This window comes from Pseudomonas sp. 05N432, from assembly GCF_056396945.1.
This window is the reverse complement of record NZ_JBFTMM010000019.1, coordinates 228,719-244,549: the sequence shown is the minus strand read 5'-3', so window position 1 is coordinate 244,549 and position 15,831 is coordinate 228,719. Positions and strand designations below refer to the sequence as shown.

At 60.0% G+C, this 15,831-nt stretch carries 14 protein-coding genes; 4 read left to right on the top strand and 10 right to left on the bottom strand.

Annotated features, from left to right (window positions below):
- Nucleotides 1–2 precede the first annotated feature (2 nt).
- From AC1DHT_RS22290 to AC1DHT_RS22265, 6 genes are all read right to left on the bottom strand, one after another.
- On the bottom strand, nucleotides 3–1,430 hold the full coding sequence (locus tag AC1DHT_RS22290) for a di-heme oxidoreductase family protein (RefSeq protein ID WP_427536205.1): 1,428 nt from the start codon (nucleotides 1,428–1,430) through the stop codon (nucleotides 3–5).
- A 264-nt stretch (nucleotides 1,431–1,694) separates the two neighbouring features.
- Nucleotides 1,695–3,038, bottom strand: coding sequence for an imelysin family protein (locus AC1DHT_RS22285; protein WP_427536203.1), 1,344 nt, complete (start codon nucleotides 3,036–3,038; stop codon nucleotides 1,695–1,697).
- Nucleotides 3,039–3,343: 305 nt separating this feature from the next.
- Nucleotides 3,344–5,395, bottom strand: a complete 2,052-nt coding sequence (locus tag AC1DHT_RS22280; protein WP_477761472.1) for a putative bifunctional diguanylate cyclase/phosphodiesterase — start codon at nucleotides 5,393–5,395, stop codon at nucleotides 3,344–3,346.
- A gap of 336 nt (nucleotides 5,396–5,731) precedes the next feature.
- Nucleotides 5,732–6,328: a superoxide dismutase gene (locus tag AC1DHT_RS22275; protein WP_054593772.1), complete on the bottom strand. Its 597-nt coding sequence runs from the start codon at nucleotides 6,326–6,328 to the stop codon at nucleotides 5,732–5,734.
- 175 nt (nucleotides 6,329–6,503) lie between these two features.
- The gene (locus AC1DHT_RS22270; RefSeq protein ID WP_103315072.1) at nucleotides 6,504–7,106 is read right to left on the bottom strand and encodes a LysE/ArgO family amino acid transporter; all 603 of its coding nucleotides are present in this window, start codon (nucleotides 7,104–7,106) and stop codon (nucleotides 6,504–6,506) included.
- 5 nt (nucleotides 7,107–7,111) lie between these two features.
- The gene (locus AC1DHT_RS22265; protein WP_427536199.1) at nucleotides 7,112–7,513 is read right to left on the bottom strand and encodes an ACT domain-containing protein; all 402 of its coding nucleotides are present in this window, start codon (nucleotides 7,511–7,513) and stop codon (nucleotides 7,112–7,114) included.
- Between the two features lie 240 nt (nucleotides 7,514–7,753).
- On the opposite strand from AC1DHT_RS22265, the gene AC1DHT_RS22260 reads away from it, so the two are divergent.
- The 3 genes from AC1DHT_RS22260 (at nucleotide 7,754) to AC1DHT_RS22250 (ending at nucleotide 10,666) form a co-directional block, all read left to right on the top strand.
- Nucleotides 7,754–8,647, top strand: a complete 894-nt coding sequence (locus AC1DHT_RS22260) for a LysR family transcriptional regulator ArgP (RefSeq protein ID WP_054593769.1) — start codon at nucleotides 7,754–7,756, stop codon at nucleotides 8,645–8,647.
- Between the two features lie 71 nt (nucleotides 8,648–8,718).
- On the top strand, nucleotides 8,719–9,717 hold the full coding sequence (locus AC1DHT_RS22255; RefSeq protein ID WP_427531817.1) for an NAD-dependent epimerase/dehydratase family protein: 999 nt from the start codon (nucleotides 8,719–8,721) through the stop codon (nucleotides 9,715–9,717).
- A 106-nt stretch (nucleotides 9,718–9,823) separates the two neighbouring features.
- A complete protein-coding gene (locus AC1DHT_RS22250) occupies nucleotides 9,824–10,666 on the top strand; it encodes an ATPase (protein ID WP_427536319.1) in 843 nt (280 codons plus the stop codon).
- Nucleotides 10,667–10,716: 50 nt separating this feature from the next.
- On the opposite strand, the gene AC1DHT_RS22245 is transcribed toward AC1DHT_RS22250, so the two are convergent.
- On the bottom strand, nucleotides 10,717–12,234 hold the full coding sequence (locus AC1DHT_RS22245; protein WP_427536197.1) for an MDR family MFS transporter: 1,518 nt from the start codon (nucleotides 12,232–12,234) through the stop codon (nucleotides 10,717–10,719).
- Nucleotides 12,235–12,313: 79 nt separating this feature from the next.
- On the bottom strand, nucleotides 12,314–13,507 hold the full coding sequence (pobA, locus tag AC1DHT_RS22240) for a 4-hydroxybenzoate 3-monooxygenase (RefSeq protein ID WP_427536195.1): 1,194 nt from the start codon (nucleotides 13,505–13,507) through the stop codon (nucleotides 12,314–12,316).
- A 177-nt stretch (nucleotides 13,508–13,684) separates the two neighbouring features.
- Between pobA and AC1DHT_RS22235 the strand changes: the two genes are divergently transcribed.
- Nucleotides 13,685–14,581: a helix-turn-helix domain-containing protein gene (locus AC1DHT_RS22235; protein WP_427536193.1), complete on the top strand. Its 897-nt coding sequence runs from the start codon at nucleotides 13,685–13,687 to the stop codon at nucleotides 14,579–14,581.
- A 9-nt stretch (nucleotides 14,582–14,590) separates the two neighbouring features.
- Here the strand turns inward: AC1DHT_RS22235 and AC1DHT_RS22230 are convergent, their stop codons facing one another.
- Entirely contained in the window at nucleotides 14,591–14,764 is a 174-nt protein-coding gene (locus AC1DHT_RS22230) for a hypothetical protein (RefSeq protein ID WP_020723547.1), read from the bottom strand.
- A gap of 113 nt (nucleotides 14,765–14,877) precedes the next feature.
- Nucleotides 14,878–15,783, bottom strand: a complete 906-nt coding sequence (locus AC1DHT_RS22225) for a LysR family transcriptional regulator (RefSeq protein WP_477761471.1) — start codon at nucleotides 15,781–15,783, stop codon at nucleotides 14,878–14,880.
- Nucleotides 15,784–15,831 lie beyond the last annotated feature (48 nt).

Genomic DNA, 15,831 nt, shown 5'->3' with positions numbered 1-15,831 from the left:
CGTCAAAGAGAATTCAAAAAGGCCAGCAACGCAGCGCGCTGCTCGGCATTGAACGCTAAAACCTGCTGCTGCGCCGCGCGCGCTTCACCGCCGTGCCAGAGCACGGCTTCAAGCAGGTTGCGGGCGCGGCCGTCATGCAGAAACTGCGTGTGGCCACTGACCGCTTGCGTCAGGCCAATGCCCCACAACGGCGGGGTGCGCCAGTCGCGGCCTGAAGCCTGGAATTCGCTGCGGTTATCGGCCAGCCCTTCGCCCATGTCATGCAACAGCAGGTCGCTGTAGGGGCGAATCAGTTGATTGGCCAATTCCGGTTCTGCGGAATTCGCGGCGGTGGTGAATTTCGGTGTGTGGCAGGACTGGCAACCGGCCTGATAGAACAGGTTTTTACCGGCCAGGACTTGCGAGCCGTTGACGTGACGGCGGGCCGGGACAGCCAGGTTACGGCTATAGAACAGCACCAGGCGCAGGATGTTGTCGCTGACTTCCGGCTCGCCATCCGGGCCATTGCCGTTAGGCGCCTGCAGGCAGTCAGTCTGGGCCTGGGTGCAGTCATCGAACGGTCTCAGACGGGTGGTAAGGCCCATATCGCCGGAAAACGCGTGAACGTTTTGCTGATTGAGATTCGGTTGCCCGGCTTTCCAGCCAAAACGCCCCAAAACGGTCTTTTGCTGCGCGTCATCCCACACCAGGTTTGGACGTCCGGCGATGCCGTTTTTGGCTTTAGCCTGGGCGTCGGCGTTGGCCAGGATATCGGCGTCAGAGATGGCTTCGAGCAGTCCGAGGCCAATCATCGGCGGGGCGACTCGAGCGGAAAAAAGCGTGTCGGGATGCATCGGGCCGTAGCCCAGTTGGGTGATCAGCAGCCTGGGTTTGCGCAGTTCGATTTCAGTGCCGTCGGTAAAGCGCACCGGGACCGGATCATAGTCGACGCGAACCTTGCCTTCGGGGGCGACGCCGGGCACGGCCATGTCCTGAAGCTGCCCGCCGTAGACTGGCTCAGGCACCACACCCATGTGCTCGATGACCTTGGCGTAGGCAGGGGCGTTGGGGATCGACAGACGCACCAGCATCGACACGGCATTATCGGAATCGACCGTTGGCGGATGACCGCGACCGTCCTTGATATGGCAGTTCTGGCAGGCGTTGGTATTGAACAGCGGGCCGAGGCCGTCGCGGGCGGTGGTGGTCGAGGGGGCGATCACCCAAGGGCTGCGGAAAAAACTGTTGCCGACGCTGAAGTCCAGGCGCCGGGCCGGCGAGAGGTTGGCTGAAGGCAGGGAGAACGCATTCCGGTCGGTCTTTCTGACAGTCGCTGCGCCACCGGAGCGGGCTTCACCGGGTTCGGCCTTGGTAAAACGCGGGGCGTCATCGCAGGCACTCAGGCCCAGGGCCAGAAGCAGTGCAGACAAGCGAAGAGGCAGCGAGGGCATCGGCAATCCTGAAAGACGAGCCAAACAAGGGCGCAAAGTCTAACAGGGCAACGGAGTTTGAATAAGAGGAATTATCGTTCGCTCTCACAGGATGATCGCGATTCCCTGTGGGAGCGAGCCTGCTCGCGATGGGGCCATCATTGCCAATATTTATTTTGAACTTGCTACCGATATCGCGAGCAGGCTCGCTCCCACAGGGTATTGCGTTCAGGCAGGTATAAAAAAGGCGACCCGAAGGTCGCCTTATTGGTCGGTCAGTGTTGATCAGAAATCGTGATCAGCGTTGTCCGGGTTCAGGTCGCTGATGCCCAGTTTGCCGGCAGCCAGTTCGATTGCACTGGTCTGCTTGACCAGTGCCGCAATGGCGTCACGCACGATCTGGTTGCCCGCGGTATTACCGGCAGCGATCAACTGGTCGTAGTGCTCACCCTTGTTGGCGTGATCAACCATGACCTGGATTTTGGCCTCGGTGGTGGCCAGGTCAGCCTTGAGCGCAGCATCGGCAGCCGGGTCGGCTTTGGCCACCAGTGACGACAGGCTGGCGCCGGTCATTTTGGTGCCGTCGGTGCGGGTGTATTCGCCCAGGTACACGTTACGAATGCCTTTGGCATCGTAGAAGTGCGAGTTGTGGGTGTTGTCGCTGAAGCAGTCCTGTTCGTCTTCAGGGGAGTTGGCTTCCAGGGAAACTTTCATGCGCTCACCCGCCAGTTCGCCCAGCGAGAGGCTGCCCATGCCGAAGAGCATTTTGCGCAAACCGCTTTCAGCCGGTTCTGCTTCCAGCTCGGCGCGGTAGTTGTCAGGCACGTTCGGCTTCCAGTTGCCGACCATTTCTTCCAGGTCGCTGACCAGCAACTGGGTCACGGCTTTCAGGTAAGCGCGACGGCGGTCGTTGTGGCCACCGGTAGCCCCGGCGCCTTCCAGGTAGTCCGACGCCGGACGATTGCCAGCACCAGGGCCGGTGCCGTTCAGGTCCTGGCCCCAGAGCAGGAATTCGATGGCGTGGTAACCGGTCGCGACGTTCGCTTCGGAACCGCCCAGCTCGTTCAGGCTGGCGAGTTTTTCCGGCGTGATGTCAGTCACGTCGATCTTGTCTTCACCCACCTGGATGATCGGGTTGGCGATGATGTTGGCGTTGCCCCCCGGGTTACCCAGTGCGTGCTCGTAGCTCTTGTCGACGTAGTCGATCAGGCCTTCGTCGAGCGGCCAGGCGTTAACCTGACCTTCCCAGTCGTCAATGATGGTGTTGCCGAAGCGGAATACTTCACTCTGCAGGTAAGGCACGCGTGCAGCAACCCAGGCCGCGCGAGCGGCTTTCAGGGTCTCGGCATTCGGCTTGGCGAGGAAGGCATCGATGGCCGTTTGCAGGGTTTTCGCAGTGGATTCGGCATCGCTGAAGACCGCAAAAACCATGTCGGCGTAGTGCGCGACGACGGCTTTGCCAGCGGCTTCATCGACTTTTCCGGTGGCAGCAGGCGCAGCAGGTGCCGCAGTGCTGGTGGCCGGAGTAGGCGCTTGAGGAGCAGCAGCCTTGTCTTTACCTTCGCCGCAACCGGCGAGGGAAATAGCGATAGCCAGCAAACTGGCGGTAGCCAGAGGCATACGAATCATGGCGAACATCCTGCTTCGGTAAATAATGGACAGGCGCGGGGTGCGCAAAACTGGCGACATAATGCAAATCTTTCGCATTATGTGTAAAGGGCCGCGGATGGAAATATGTCTTGTTTACGAGGTGGTTGCGCCTGCACATGACCTGCACATCACCTGTAGCAGCCGGCGTTCGGCTGCGAAGCAGTCGTAAATCCTGACGCCGCGATTAGCCTGACACAACGCATTGCCTGATTTCACGACTGCTGYGCAGCCGAACGCCGGCTGCGCCAGCTGCTACAAGGTCCGAGGTGAGATCAGCTGCGTACTTACAGGATCAACGCGTTACTGCGTTGGGCCTGTTTCAGATAAGCGGCCAGCTCCCGGGCAGGCAACGGTTTGCTGTAGAGATAGCCCTGACCTTCGTGACAGCCTTCAGAGATGATATAGGCCTCTTGCTCGACCGTTTCCACCCCCTCGGCGATCACCTGCATGCCAAGGCTTTTGCCGAGCTGGATGATCGCGCGAACGATGGTTGCATCGTCGTCGTCATCGAGCAGGTCCTGAACGAAGCTCTTGTCGATCTTGATCTTGTCCAGCGGCAGGCTCTTCAAATAGCTCAGCGATGAGTAGCCGGTCCCGAAGTCGTCGATAGCGATCAAGGCTCCCGAACGGCGCAGGCTGAGCAGGTGTTGCGCGGCGGTGCTGATGTCTTCCATCAGGCCGGTCTCGGTGACTTCCAGCTCAAGGCTGCGCGGTGGCAGGCGATGCATTTGCATCTGGTTGTTGACGACCCGTGGCAGCTCGGCGTGGTGCAGTTGCACGGTCGACAGGTTGACCGCCATGCGCAAGTCGCTGAACCCCAGGTCATGCCATTCACGCAGCTGTCGGCAGGCCTGGTCCAGCACCCATTCGCCGATGGCGATGATCGTGCCGTTCTGCTCGGCCAGCGGGATAAACAGGTCCGGCGGCACCAGCCCGTGTTCCGGGTGTTGCCAGCGAATCAGCGCCTCGACACCGACCACCCGGTGATCGCGGTAGCTGATCTGCGGTTGGTAGACCAGGTAGAACTGATTGCGGGTGAGGGCGTCGCGCAGGTCTTTTTCCAATTCGCGGCGCCGGCGCATTTCGCTGTCGACGCTGGCGATATAGAACTGATAGCGGTTACGCGAACGGGTCTTGGCCAGGGTCATGGTCTGTTCGGCTTTCTGCAACAGCTTCTCGGTGCTGTCGCCGTCTTCCGGGAACAGGGTGATGCCGATAGTTGCGCGCAGGCGGATTTCCTGATGATCGAGGGCAAACGCCGCTTCCAGGTCGTCGAGGATGCTTTGCGCCAGTTCGGCGGCTTCGTAGGGTTGCTCGATATCGGCCTGAACCAGCGCGAACTGATCGCCCCCCAGGCGGGCGAGCGCGCCGAGACGACCACTGTGGGCACGCAGACGGTCGGCCAGGGCCAGGAGCAACTGGTCGCCGGTCTGGTAGCTGAACTGCTCGTTGATGCCTTTGAAATCATCCAGGCCCACACACAGCACGGCGACCCGGCGTTGCAGGCGACCGGCGTCTACCAGGATCTTGTCCAGTTGCTGCTGCAATTGCTGGCGATTCGGCAGGCCGGTGAGGAAATCGTATTGCGCCATGCGCAACAGGCTGTTCTCGGCTTCGTGGCGCAGGTGGGTATTGCGTTCGATGGACTCAAGCAACTGGTTGGCGGTGTTGATCCAGATCCCCAGTTCGTTCTTTTCATGACCCTTGAGCTGCGGAATCTTGTGTTCGCTGGGACGGTCGGGATTGACGTTGGTCAGGTGTTCGATGATCCGCGACAACGGTTTGGTCAGCAGCCAGTGATAGACCAGGTACAGCACCAGGCCCATGGCCATGGCCCGCAATACACYGGAGATGAAGATGATCACCGAGCTGACAATAAAGCCCTGACCGTAGGTGGCGGTGTCGAGGGTGATGCTGAGGTCGCCGTAATACTCGCTATAGGGGCCGCGCCCCACCAGTTGGGTGGTGAACGTGCGTTCCTGGCCCAGAATAAGGTCGGTCAGCCAGCGGCTGTGGGAATGCTGCAAGTCACGGGTTTTTTCCGCAAGCATCGCTTCATTGGGGTGGCCGATGGAAGCCATGCGCACGGCGTCGTCCTGGAACAGGCCTTCGATAACCTGCATACCCATTTCCCGATCAAGGCTGTACACCGCCTGGGTCGAGGGATCGCGGAACATGTCGAGGATGCGCTGGGCATCATTGGCCACGGCCTGGCGTGTTTTATAAGCATCGAAAACGATCTGCGCACAGCTCAACACCACGCCGACGATCAATGCCGACAGGAGCACGACCCGGAGCAACTTCACCGACAAGCTGTTTTTGAGTTCCAGCTTCAAAGGGTAATTCCTTGTTCCGTGCGGGTAACGTCAAGTTGCCATGAGTATTGGCAATCCCGTGATGGCAGTCAAAGGGACAATCAAGCCATGCGAATTTTGTCCGCGGGCTTGGCCTCAATGCCGTGGTAGCTGGCAAGTGGAGCCCATTAGTAGTGTTTCGGTAGGCACCTCCTGCAACTTGAGGGGGAGGGGCGAATATTTGTGTCTGGTTGATGGTAGACGGCTGTGGCGTTGGGGCAAGGGAACCTTTGTTTTCGGTGGTGTTGCAGGTGGATTTCACATTGCCCGGGCATAAAAAAACCCGGCAATGCCGGGTTTTTTTGACTGCAAGCAGACTTAAGCGGTGAAGGTTTTGCCTTCGAACTGCTCAGCCACGAACTTCCAGTTAACCAGGTTCCAGAACGCTTCAACGTACTTCGGACGCAGGTTGCGGTAGTCGATGTAGTAAGCGTGTTCCCAGACGTCGCAGGTCAGCAGCGGGGTGTCGCCGCTGGTCAGCGGGTTGCCGGCGCCAATGGTGCTGGCCAGGGCCAGGGAACCGTCAGCTTTTTTCACCAGCCAGCCCCAACCGGAACCGAAGGTGCCGATCGAAGTCTTGGTGAACTCTTCTTTGAACTTGTCGAACGAACCGAAAGCCGCGTTGATTGCGTCAGCCAGTGCGCCGGTTGGTTGACCGCCAGCGTTTGGCGCCATGCAGTTCCAGTAGAAAGTGTGGTTCCAGACCTGAGCGGCGTTGTTGAAGATGCCACCCGAAGAAGTCTTGACGATTTGTTCCAGGGTCTTGCCTTCGAACTCGGTGCCTGGCACCAGGTTGTTCAGGTTCACGACGTAGGTGTTGTGGTGCTTGTCGTGGTGATATTCCAGAGTTTCCTTGGAAATGTGCGGCTGCAGTGCATCGTGTGCGTAAGGCAGTGGCGGCAATTCGAAAGCCATGGTGATTCTCCTAATCAGGTCAGTTGCGGTGAGCGCAAGGCCGATCACGGGCGGCCAGACAAGCGCCGGGGAGTTTGTACTCTTTGCGGCGCAGGTGTCGGATCATAGCACCGGGGGTGCGGCTTAACCACGCAACAACTGTGTGGGATAGAGGTTCCAGAGCCGTTTGTAATATTCAGGCGGCGCTGATCAGTTGAAAGGCCACGGTAAACATCATCACCGCCACCAGCAGGTCGAGAATCCGCCAGGTGCTCGGGCGTGCCAGCCACGGTGCCAGCCACGCGGCGCCCAGCGCCAGGGTGAAAAACCACAGCAATGACGCACTGGCCGCGCCCACCACATAAGCGCTCGGCACTGTTTGCTGGGCCCCGAGCGAACCGATCAGCAACACGGTGTCCAGATACACGTGGGGGTTGAGCAGGGTCACCGCCAGTGCACTGAGCAATACCGCTCTTAATGAACGCACGGTCTGGTTTTCACCCTGTTGCAGACTTTGCCTGGAACAGGCGCGACGCAGGGCCAGGCTGCCGTACCACAGCAGGAAGGCCGCGCCGCCCCAACGGGCGATTGCCAGCAACAGTGGATTTTGCGCGAGGATCGTCGCCAGCCCGAACACCCCGGCGGCCACCAGCAACGCATCGCAGGTCACACAGAGCGCCGCCACCGGCAGGTGATGTTCGCGGCGCAGGCTTTGCGCCAGCACGAACGCATTTTGCGTACCGATCGCCATGATCAGTCCCGCAGCGACCAACAGGCCGTTCACATAACTTTGCCACATAAGGTTTACTCCGCGTTGGCCGCGAGTTGCCGCAGTACCGACATCGCGCGCTTGGCGTCGGCCTGGCCGACAAACAAATGGTCGTGGTAATAGCCGGCAATCACGTTGCAGCTGATTCCGGCCTGGCCGAGGGCTGTGGCAAAGGCCGCGGTCAGGCCAACGGCTTCGAGGGCCGAATGCACGTTGAGGGTGATCCACGCCGCCAGATAGTCGAAACTCAACCCGGCCTTTTCGGCTTGCGAGCGCTCAAGGATCACCGTCAGGCCTTCCTGCTCGCGGAAGCTGCCGATGATTTCGCAGTCCTTCGGCAGACGGCCGTCGCGTATTGTGCAGAACACGTATTCGCCGTCGTTGAGCTGCGGGCTCATGCTGCGCAGCAGGGTGTTCAGTGAGGTTTCGCCAGCCATGTTGCTGATCCTTGTTGAGGAGTTCTTGCTCAGGCTGTGTGAAAACTACTGCGCTCGACAATCCTGCGTTAAAAACAGGCTCGGAATGCTCATTTACAACCCGTAAACTCCGCTTCCTCGCCTGTTTTTGCCTTGTCTTGTCTTCGCTCGCTACGTTTTCACACGGCCTGTGCTGGTCATTCTCCTGTTCCAGGCTGTATAAGAAAAACCAATATTGCTGATCGCTCATTAGGAAAACTGATGTTCGACTATAAATTGCTGTCCGCCCTTGCTGCGGTGGTAGAGCAGGCCGGGTTCGAGCGCGCCGCTCAGGTGTTGGGGTTGTCGCAATCGGCGATTTCCCAGCGCATCAAGTTGCTCGAGGCGCGCATCGGCCAGCCAGTGCTGGTGCGGGCTACACCGCCGGCGCCGACCGAAATTGGCCGGCGTTTGCTCAACCATGTGCAGCAGGTGCGTTTGCTGGAGCGCGACCTGCAAAGTCTGGTGCCCGCTCTGGATGAAGAAGGCTTGCCGGAACGCCTGCGCATCGCCCTCAATGCCGACAGCCTGGCCACCTGGTGGGCCGAGGCGGTGAGTGACTTTTGCGCCGAGCAACATCTGTTGCTCGACCTGGTGGTGGAAGACCAGACCGTTGGCCTCAAACGCATGCGCGCCGGTGAAGTGGCGGCGTGCGTGTGTGCCAGTGAGCGCCCGGTGGCGGGCGCTCGCAGTGTGTTGCTGGGCGCCATGCGTTACCGCGCCCTGGCCAGCCCGGCGTTTATTGCCCGGCATTTTCCCCAAGGGGTCAGGGCCGATCAGTTGGCCCGCACACCGGCGCTGGTGTTTGGCCCGGATGACTTTTTGCAGCACCGTTATCTGGCGTCATTGGGCGTGGAGGGTGGTTTCGAACATCATTTGTGCCCGTCATCCGAAGGTTTTATCCGCCTGACCGAAGCTGGCCTGGGCTGGGGGCTGGTGCCGGAGTTGCAGGTGCGCGAACAACTTGAGCGCGGTGTGCTGGTGGAGTTGTTGCCAGATAAACCGATTGATGTGCCGTTGTACTGGCATCATTGGCGCAATGGTGGCCAGTTGCTGGGGTTACTCACCGAGCATCTGGTACGTTTATCCAGGCAGTGGCTGGTGCCGTTGGACTGACGGGCAGCGTCAAGAGCACACGAAATCTGTAATGCGACACGCATGAAAAACGAAACACATCGGAGCAAGTCATGAAAATTCTGGTCACCGGCGCAAGCGGCTTCATTGGCGGGCGCTTTGCGCGATTCGCCCTGGAGCAGGGCCTGGACGTGCGAGTCACCGGCCGCCGGGCCGAAGGCGTCGAACATCTGGTTCGACGGGGCGCAGAGTTCGTCCAGGGCGATTTGAGTGACCCGGAACTGGTTCGCGAGCTGTGCGCAGACGTCGAAGCCGTGGTGCATTGCGCGGGTGCGGTGGGGCTTTGGGGGCGTTATCAGGACTTCCATCAGGGCAACGTGCTGGTCACCGAAAACGTCGTCGAAGCCTGCCTGAAGCAAAACGTCCGGCGGCTGGTGCACTTGTCGTCACCCTCGATCTACTTCGATGGTCGCGACCACCTGGGGCTGACCGAAGAGCAGGTGCCCAAGCGCTTCAAGCATCCTTATGCGGCGACCAAATACCTGGCCGAGCAAAAAGTCTTCGGCGCCCAGGAGTTTGGTCTTGAAGTACTGGCCCTGCGTCCACGCTTTGTCACCGGAGCGGGTGACATGAGCATCTTCCCGCGCCTGCTGAACATGCAGCGCAAAGGGCGTTTGGCAATCATCGGCAACGGCCTGAACAAGGTCGATTTCACCAGCGTGCAGAACCTCAACGAAGCAATGCTCAGCTGTTTGCTGGCGACGGGATCGGCGCTTGGCAAGGTCTACAACATCAGCAACGGTGCACCGGTGCCGCTGTGGGATGTGGTCAATTATGTCATGCGCCAGATGGACGTCCCGCAGGTGACTCGTTATCGCTCCTACGGTTTGGCCTACAGCATTGCGGCGCTGAACGAGGGCTTTTGCGCACTCTGGCCGGGGCGTCCGGAACCGACCCTGTCACGTTTGGGCATGCAAGTGATGAACAAAAACTTCACCCTCGATATCAGCCGCGCCAGGCATTATCTGGACTACGATCCCAAGGTCAGTCTGTGGACGGCGCTCGATGAGTTTTGCGGCTGGTGGAAGGCTCAGGACCCGGGCGCAAAATAAACTCTGAACCGAGCCAACTGATCACGGTCGATCAATGCGGCGAATTCAGGGTTTATACTCGTCGCATTTAGCCATCACTGTGGTTCAGAAAGGTTGCCTCATGTCCATGCGTAACGATGCCAACGACGACTTCGATGATGTACCGAGCCTGCGTGCCGACCCTCACGATGTCGATGATTTTCCAACCGCCGCCGCTGCCCGTGAACACTCCGGCGTACATGCGCGAAGCGCGAGCAGGGGCAAAGTAAAAGTCCCGAGCACCGGCCCGTTGTGGGCCTTGGTCGGGGCGTTGCTGTTTGCCTTTGCCGGCCTTGCCTGGTGGAGTTTTCAGCAGATCTCGCTGATGGAGCAGCAACTGGTTGCGACCCAGGAAAGCTTTGCCCGCATCAGCGAGGAAGCCGCCGGGCGCTTGCAGGATATTTCCGGCAAAGTGGTCGCCAGCCAGTCGAACGTCACGAGCGACAGCGAAGCACTGAAACTGAAAATCAAGCAACTTGAAACCAGGCTGGTGGAGCAGAACCAACAGCAGCAAGGCGTGGTTGGCCAGGCGTCGGACCTGGACAAGCGGCTGGCACAGATCGCTGCGCAAAGCGTCGAGCAACATGCGGTCAATGTTCAGTTGCAGACCGATCTGAAAGCCCTGAGCTCTGAGGTGGCGACCCTGAAAAATACCCCGAGCGACACCAGCAAGTTCGAGGCCCAGCTGAAAAGCCTGGGTGCCGAAATCGCCGCCTTGAAGAAACAAGGCAACCCGAGTGCGGCGATCGAACGCCTGGAGCAAGAAATGGTGGTGATCAAAAGCCAACAGGACAACCGCCCGGCCGCCGCTCAAGGCAGCAACGCGAATGTCGCCGAGTTCGACGCCTTTCGTGGCCAGGTCACGCGCAACATCACCACCTTGCAGAGCCAGATCCAGAACCTGCAACAGCAGCTCAACGCTCGCCCTTGATGTTGTGATCCCTGACCGACCGCTTTCGCGAGCAAGTCGACTCGATCTTTCTACCGAACCTTGTCTTCCCGCCCGCGCAACACCTTGTTCGGCATCGCAATCGCCGCCGCCAGACCCAGCAACGACACCGCTGCGCTGACCATCAGCAAATGCCTGAAGGTCAGCAGCAGCTCGGCGCGCAAGGCGTTTTGAGTCTCGCCCGGTGCGGCGTTCAGGCCATCAAGCAAAACGTTTCCGGAACTGCCCTCGGCAATCAGCGACGAGCCGGTCAAGTGGGCGAAACTCGAATCCTGCAGCAGCGCCAGCAACAACGCCGACATCAAGGCCACGCCGACCGCGCCACCGAGTGAGCGAAACAGGTTGGTGGTGCTGGTGGCGACGCCAATGTCGCGTTGCTCTACCGAGTTCTGTGTGCCGACCAATGAGGTCGGGAACTGCATGCCGGCGGCAATGCCGCAGAGCAACATGAAGGCGCTGCTGATGATCATCGCCTGCGGCGGGCTGAACGCCATGCCGAGAATCGCGATCGGGGTGAGCAGGGCGCCTGTCAGGATCATCGGTTTGTAGCGACCGGTCACCGAGGTCCGGCGACCAGCGAAGTAGGCGCCCATCGGCAACCCCATCGCCAACGGCAACAGGTGCAGCGCCGCACTGTCGGCTCCGGCCCCGGTGACGCTCTGGAAGCGCAGCGGCATCAGCACGATCAGCGAAATCGCCTGGAAACTGGTGAAGAAAATCGTGCACCAGCAAAGGAGCGCATTGCGGTTGGCGAACAGGTGCATCGGCAGCAACGGTTCGCGCGCCCGCCGCTCATGCCAGACGAACAACGTCAGGGTCAGCACCGCACACGCCAGCAACCCGAGCACTTCGTTGCTGCGCCACGAATGCCCTTGGCCAATCTGAGTGATGCCCAGCAGCAACGCGGTCAGGCCGATGATCATCAGCAGCGTGCCCAAATAATCGATGATCGGCTTGCGCTGCGGCACTGGCAAACCCACCAGCGTACGGTTGGCCACCAGCCAGGCGCCGAGGCCCAGCGGCAGGTTGATCAAAAACACCCAGCGCCACGACAGGTACTCGGTCATGTAACCGCCGAGCACCGGTCCGGCCACGCTGGCTACTGCGTACATGCTGCTGAAGTAACCCTGATAACGCCCGCGCTCGCGGGGCGGCACGATGTCGCCGATGATCGCCTGGCTGACCGAAATCATTCCGCCGGCGCCGATGCCCTGAATGATCCGGGCGAGGACAAGCTGCTCCATGCTCTGGGCCATGCCGCAAAACACCGAGGCCAGCGTGAACAACCCCATGCCGAACAGCATCAGTCGCCGACGGCCATAAAGGTCGCCGAGCTTGCCGTAGATCGGCACCGCCACGGTCATCGCCACCATGTAGCCTGCGATGACCCAGGCCAGCAGGCTGAAATCCTTGAACTGGGCGGAAATGGCCGGCATCGAGACGGCCACGATGGTTTGATCCAGCGCCCCGAGAAAGATCGCCAGCATCAGGGAGACCAACACGCTGCGGATGGCCGGTTTGGTGGAGTCAGGCTGGTTCAGATTAGTCACGGGGCAAACCTGCGGGCGGTGATTAACCCGCAAGAGGCAAGGCGAGCGGGGATGCTCGCCAGTGTAAGTCGATAGCAGGCTATTCGATAGCCTCATACGGAAGCCCGACGTAATTTTCTGCAATGGTTTTTCGACCGGCTTCGGAGTCGACGAAGTACTCGAGCTCCGACTCGCTGATGCGCTGGCTGAAGGCATCGCTGCCTTCGAACGTGTGCAGCATCGAGGTCATCCACCAGGAAAACCGTTCGGCCTTCCAGACTCTCCGCAGGCAGATTTCCGAGTACTTCTCCAGCAGCTCGGTGCGGCCGTCGCGGTAGACCTTGAGCAGAATGTTGAACAAGGTGCTGACGTCGCTGGCGGCCAGGTTCAGGCCTTTGGCGCCGGTGGGCGGGACGATATGGGCCGCGTCGCCGACCAGGAACATCCGCCCGTACTGCATGGGCTCGACCACAAAACTGCGCAGCGGCGCGATGCTTTTTTCAATCGACGGACCGGTGACCAGCGTGTCGGCAAGCGCCTGCGGCAGCCGCGATTTCAGCTCCTCCCAAAAGCGCTGGTCGGACCAGTTCTCGACCTTTTCGTCAGCGGGCACCTGCACGTAATAGCGGGTACGCGTGGTCGAACGCATACTGCACAGAGCGAAGCCGCGAGCATGTCGGGCGTACACCAGTTCATCGTGGACCGGGGGGGTGTCGGCAAGAATGCCGAGCCAGCCGAACGGGTAGACCCGTTCGAATATTTTCAGCGTGTCGGCGGGAATCGATTGCCGTGCAACACCATGAAAACCATCGCAACCGGCGATGTAGTCGCAGTCCAGGCGCCAGGTTTCACCGTCCTTTTCAAAGGTCAGGAACGGCTCGGCGGATTTCATCCCGTGAGGCATCACGTTGCTGGCCTCGTAGAGGGTCGATGCCCCCGCCGACTGACGGGCAGCCATGAGGTCGCGGGTGACTTCGGTCTGACCGTAGATCATCACGGTTTTGCCGCCGGTCAACGCGTGTAGATCGATGTGCACCTGGCGTCCATCGAGGGCCAGCTGGAAGCCGCCGTGCACCAGACCTTCAGCGTCCATGCGCTGGCTGACGCCGGCCTGGCGCAACAGATCGACCATGCCCTGTTCCAGGACCCCGGCGCGGATTCGCCCCAATACATAGTCGGGTGTCTGGCGTTCGACAATGACCGTGGCGATGCCGGCGTTGTGCAACAACTGGCCGAGCAGCAGGCCAGAGGGGCCGGCGCCGATAATGGCGACTTGGGTTTTGAGAGTTTTCATTGTTGTTAGGACTCGCAAGCTTCACGCGGACAAAGTCGGTGAATGGTTTTTATGAATCGAGTACTTGCATTTTTCGCTTGTGAGTCGGTCAATTGAAGGTGAAAACTGCGCCGAAACCTGTACATTTCGCCAATCGGGGCGATTACCGCCCGTTACGCTGAGGCCTGGACTGAAGTTATGAACAAGCCTGCCCTTCCTTCGATTCCTGTATTCAAACTCTATGGCGAGAGCCTGGACTGGCCGACCCCTGACTTGTTGCATTGCGAAACCATTTCCAAACGCAGCCGGGAACATCAATGGGAAATCAAACCCCATCGGCATGCCGATTTATGTCAGTTACTGTTTGTGTACAAAGGTCAGGCGGAGCTTGAGATCGAGGGGCAGCGTACGCAACTGAGCGAAACCGCGATCCAGATCCTGCCACCGCTGTCGGTACATGGTTTTCGATTTTCCGAAGACGTAGAAGGTTTTGTGGTGACGCTGGCGGCACCGTTGGTGGCTCATCTTCAGACGCAGTTGGGCAGCTCGGTGAATGCCCTGGCTGTGGCGCAGAGTTACTCGGCGGGTACCGACGCGGACTACCTCAACAGCCTGTTTACGGCCTTGCAGAATGAGTACGTCGGGCACCAGCCTGCCCGCGAAATGCTCATGCATGCGCTGGTCAGCGTGATCATGGTGTGGGTCAGCCGCCAGGCGATCCAGCGCCGCGCCGCCAGTCAGCGACCACAGCGTGCACAGGAATACCTCAACGGGTTTATTCAACTGGTGGAAGAGAATTATCGCCAGCACGTGAAGGTCGAGGATCTGGCACACCGGCTGGGGATTTCCGTGTCCCACCTCAACGGCACCTGCCGTGAGCTGGCGGGGCAACCGGCATTGCAGATCATGCACGAGCGTCAGTTGCTGGAGGCCAAGCGACTGTTGACCTACACCAGCATGACCATTTACGAGATGTCGGATGTATTGGGTTTCTCCGACCCGACCAATTTCACCCGGCTGTTTCGACGCCGCGTGGGGATCTCGCCGAAGGCGTTTCGGGATCGCTTGAAAGCTGATCAGGATAGCGAGGGCTAAGCGCCCTCGTTACTTGAGGTTCAGGGTCGCGGTGTGTGGAATGCACCGTTCAAAGTTGCAGCTGGCGTACTCACGTGGCAGCTGCCGGGCCTGTTCAACGCGGTAGGCGGCGGTGCCATACAACGCCAGCGCGGCGGTGCAGGTGATGAAGATCGCGAGATACCTTCTGGTCTTGACGTTCATGGCGCTGACCTCTGAACCGGTACCCCTTATTTTTTAAGGGGTACTGATATCAGCATAGGTCAGCGGTGGTGAGTTGCCATAAGCCCCCTCGCCACAAGGTAGGTGTTCTGCCTTTAAAGCCCCGTATCCCACGCAGGTGTTTCAGGAAATCTCGATACCAGAAAATCCAGCATGCTGCGCAGTGCTGCGGGCATGTGTTTGCGTGAGGCGTACACCGCGTACATATTCATCTGCCGTGKTTCGGCGTGAGGCAGCAGGCGCACCAGTTCGCCGCTGTGGATATGCACGCCGGCCTGGTAGCTGGGCAGCATCGCCACGCCGGCACCGGCCATTGCTGCGCGCAGCAGAGTGCTGGCTTCGTTGGCGCTGATGTTGCCCTGCACCGGCACCGAAACCTGCTCGCCGTCCTGTTCGAAATGCCAGAGGCTTTTGCCGAAGTAAGAGTGGGTCAGGCAATTGTGCTGGCTCAAATCCTCTACCCGTTGCGGCGTCGGGTGTTCGCGCAGGTAGGCGGGGGAGGCGCAGATCACCGAACGGCAGACGGTCAGCTTTCGGGCAATCAGGTTCGGGTCCAGGTCGTTGCTGGTGCGGATCGCGAGGTCTATGCGCTCGTCCACCAGGTTCACCGTGCGGTCGAGCATTTGCAGGTCGATGCTGACGCCGGGAAAGCGTTTGACGTATGCCGCCATGGCGTCCGCCAGTTGTGCCTGGCCGAACGAGGTGCTGACGCTGATCCGCAGCAAGCCGCGTGGCGCATCGTCCGGCTCGCTGACGGCGGCCTGCATGTCGCTCGACAGATCGAGCATCTGTCGGCACCGCGGCAGGATCTCGGTGCCGGCGGCGGTCAGGCTGAGTTTGCGCGTGGTGCGGTGCATCAAGCGCGCCCCGACCCAGTCCTCCAGTTCGGCCAGATAGCGCGACACCACCGGGCGCGACAGGTCCAGATGATCGGCCGCGGCTGACTGGCTGCCGAGGTCGACGACGGTGACGAACACCCGCATTGCTTGGAGACGATCCATGATTTGCCCGCTTTCAGAAACAAACTATGTTCAAGCATCGCATTTTTT

Excerpts from the sequence above, each read along its gene's own strand:
- AC1DHT_RS22290 (WP_427536205.1), bottom strand. The coding sequence starts at position 1,430 with ATGCCCTCGCTGCCTCTTCGCTTGTCTGCACTGCTTCTGGCCCTGGGC.
- AC1DHT_RS22285 (WP_427536203.1), bottom strand. The coding sequence starts at position 3,038 with ATGATTCGTATGCCTCTGGCTACCGCCAGTTTGCTGGCTATCGCTATT.
- AC1DHT_RS22275 (WP_054593772.1), bottom strand. The coding sequence starts at position 6,328 with ATGGCTTTCGAATTGCCGCCACTGCCTTACGCACACGATGCACTGCAG.
- AC1DHT_RS22270 (WP_103315072.1), bottom strand. The coding sequence starts at position 7,106 with ATGTGGCAAAGTTATGTGAACGGCCTGTTGGTCGCTGCGGGACTGATC.
- AC1DHT_RS22265 (WP_427536199.1), bottom strand. The coding sequence starts at position 7,513 with ATGGCTGGCGAAACCTCACTGAACACCCTGCTGCGCAGCATGAGCCCG.
- AC1DHT_RS22260 (WP_054593769.1), top strand. The coding sequence starts at position 7,754 with ATGTTCGACTATAAATTGCTGTCCGCCCTTGCTGCGGTGGTAGAGCAG.
- AC1DHT_RS22255 (WP_427531817.1), top strand. The coding sequence starts at position 8,719 with ATGAAAATTCTGGTCACCGGCGCAAGCGGCTTCATTGGCGGGCGCTTT.
- AC1DHT_RS22250 (WP_427536319.1), top strand. The coding sequence starts at position 9,824 with ATGCGTAACGATGCCAACGACGACTTCGATGATGTACCGAGCCTGCGT.
- pobA (WP_427536195.1), bottom strand. The coding sequence starts at position 13,507 with ATGAAAACTCTCAAAACCCAAGTCGCCATTATCGGCGCCGGCCCCTCT.
- AC1DHT_RS22235 (WP_427536193.1), top strand. The coding sequence starts at position 13,685 with ATGAACAAGCCTGCCCTTCCTTCGATTCCTGTATTCAAACTCTATGGC.
- AC1DHT_RS22230 (WP_020723547.1), bottom strand. The coding sequence starts at position 14,764 with ATGAACGTCAAGACCAGAAGGTATCTCGCGATCTTCATCACCTGCACC.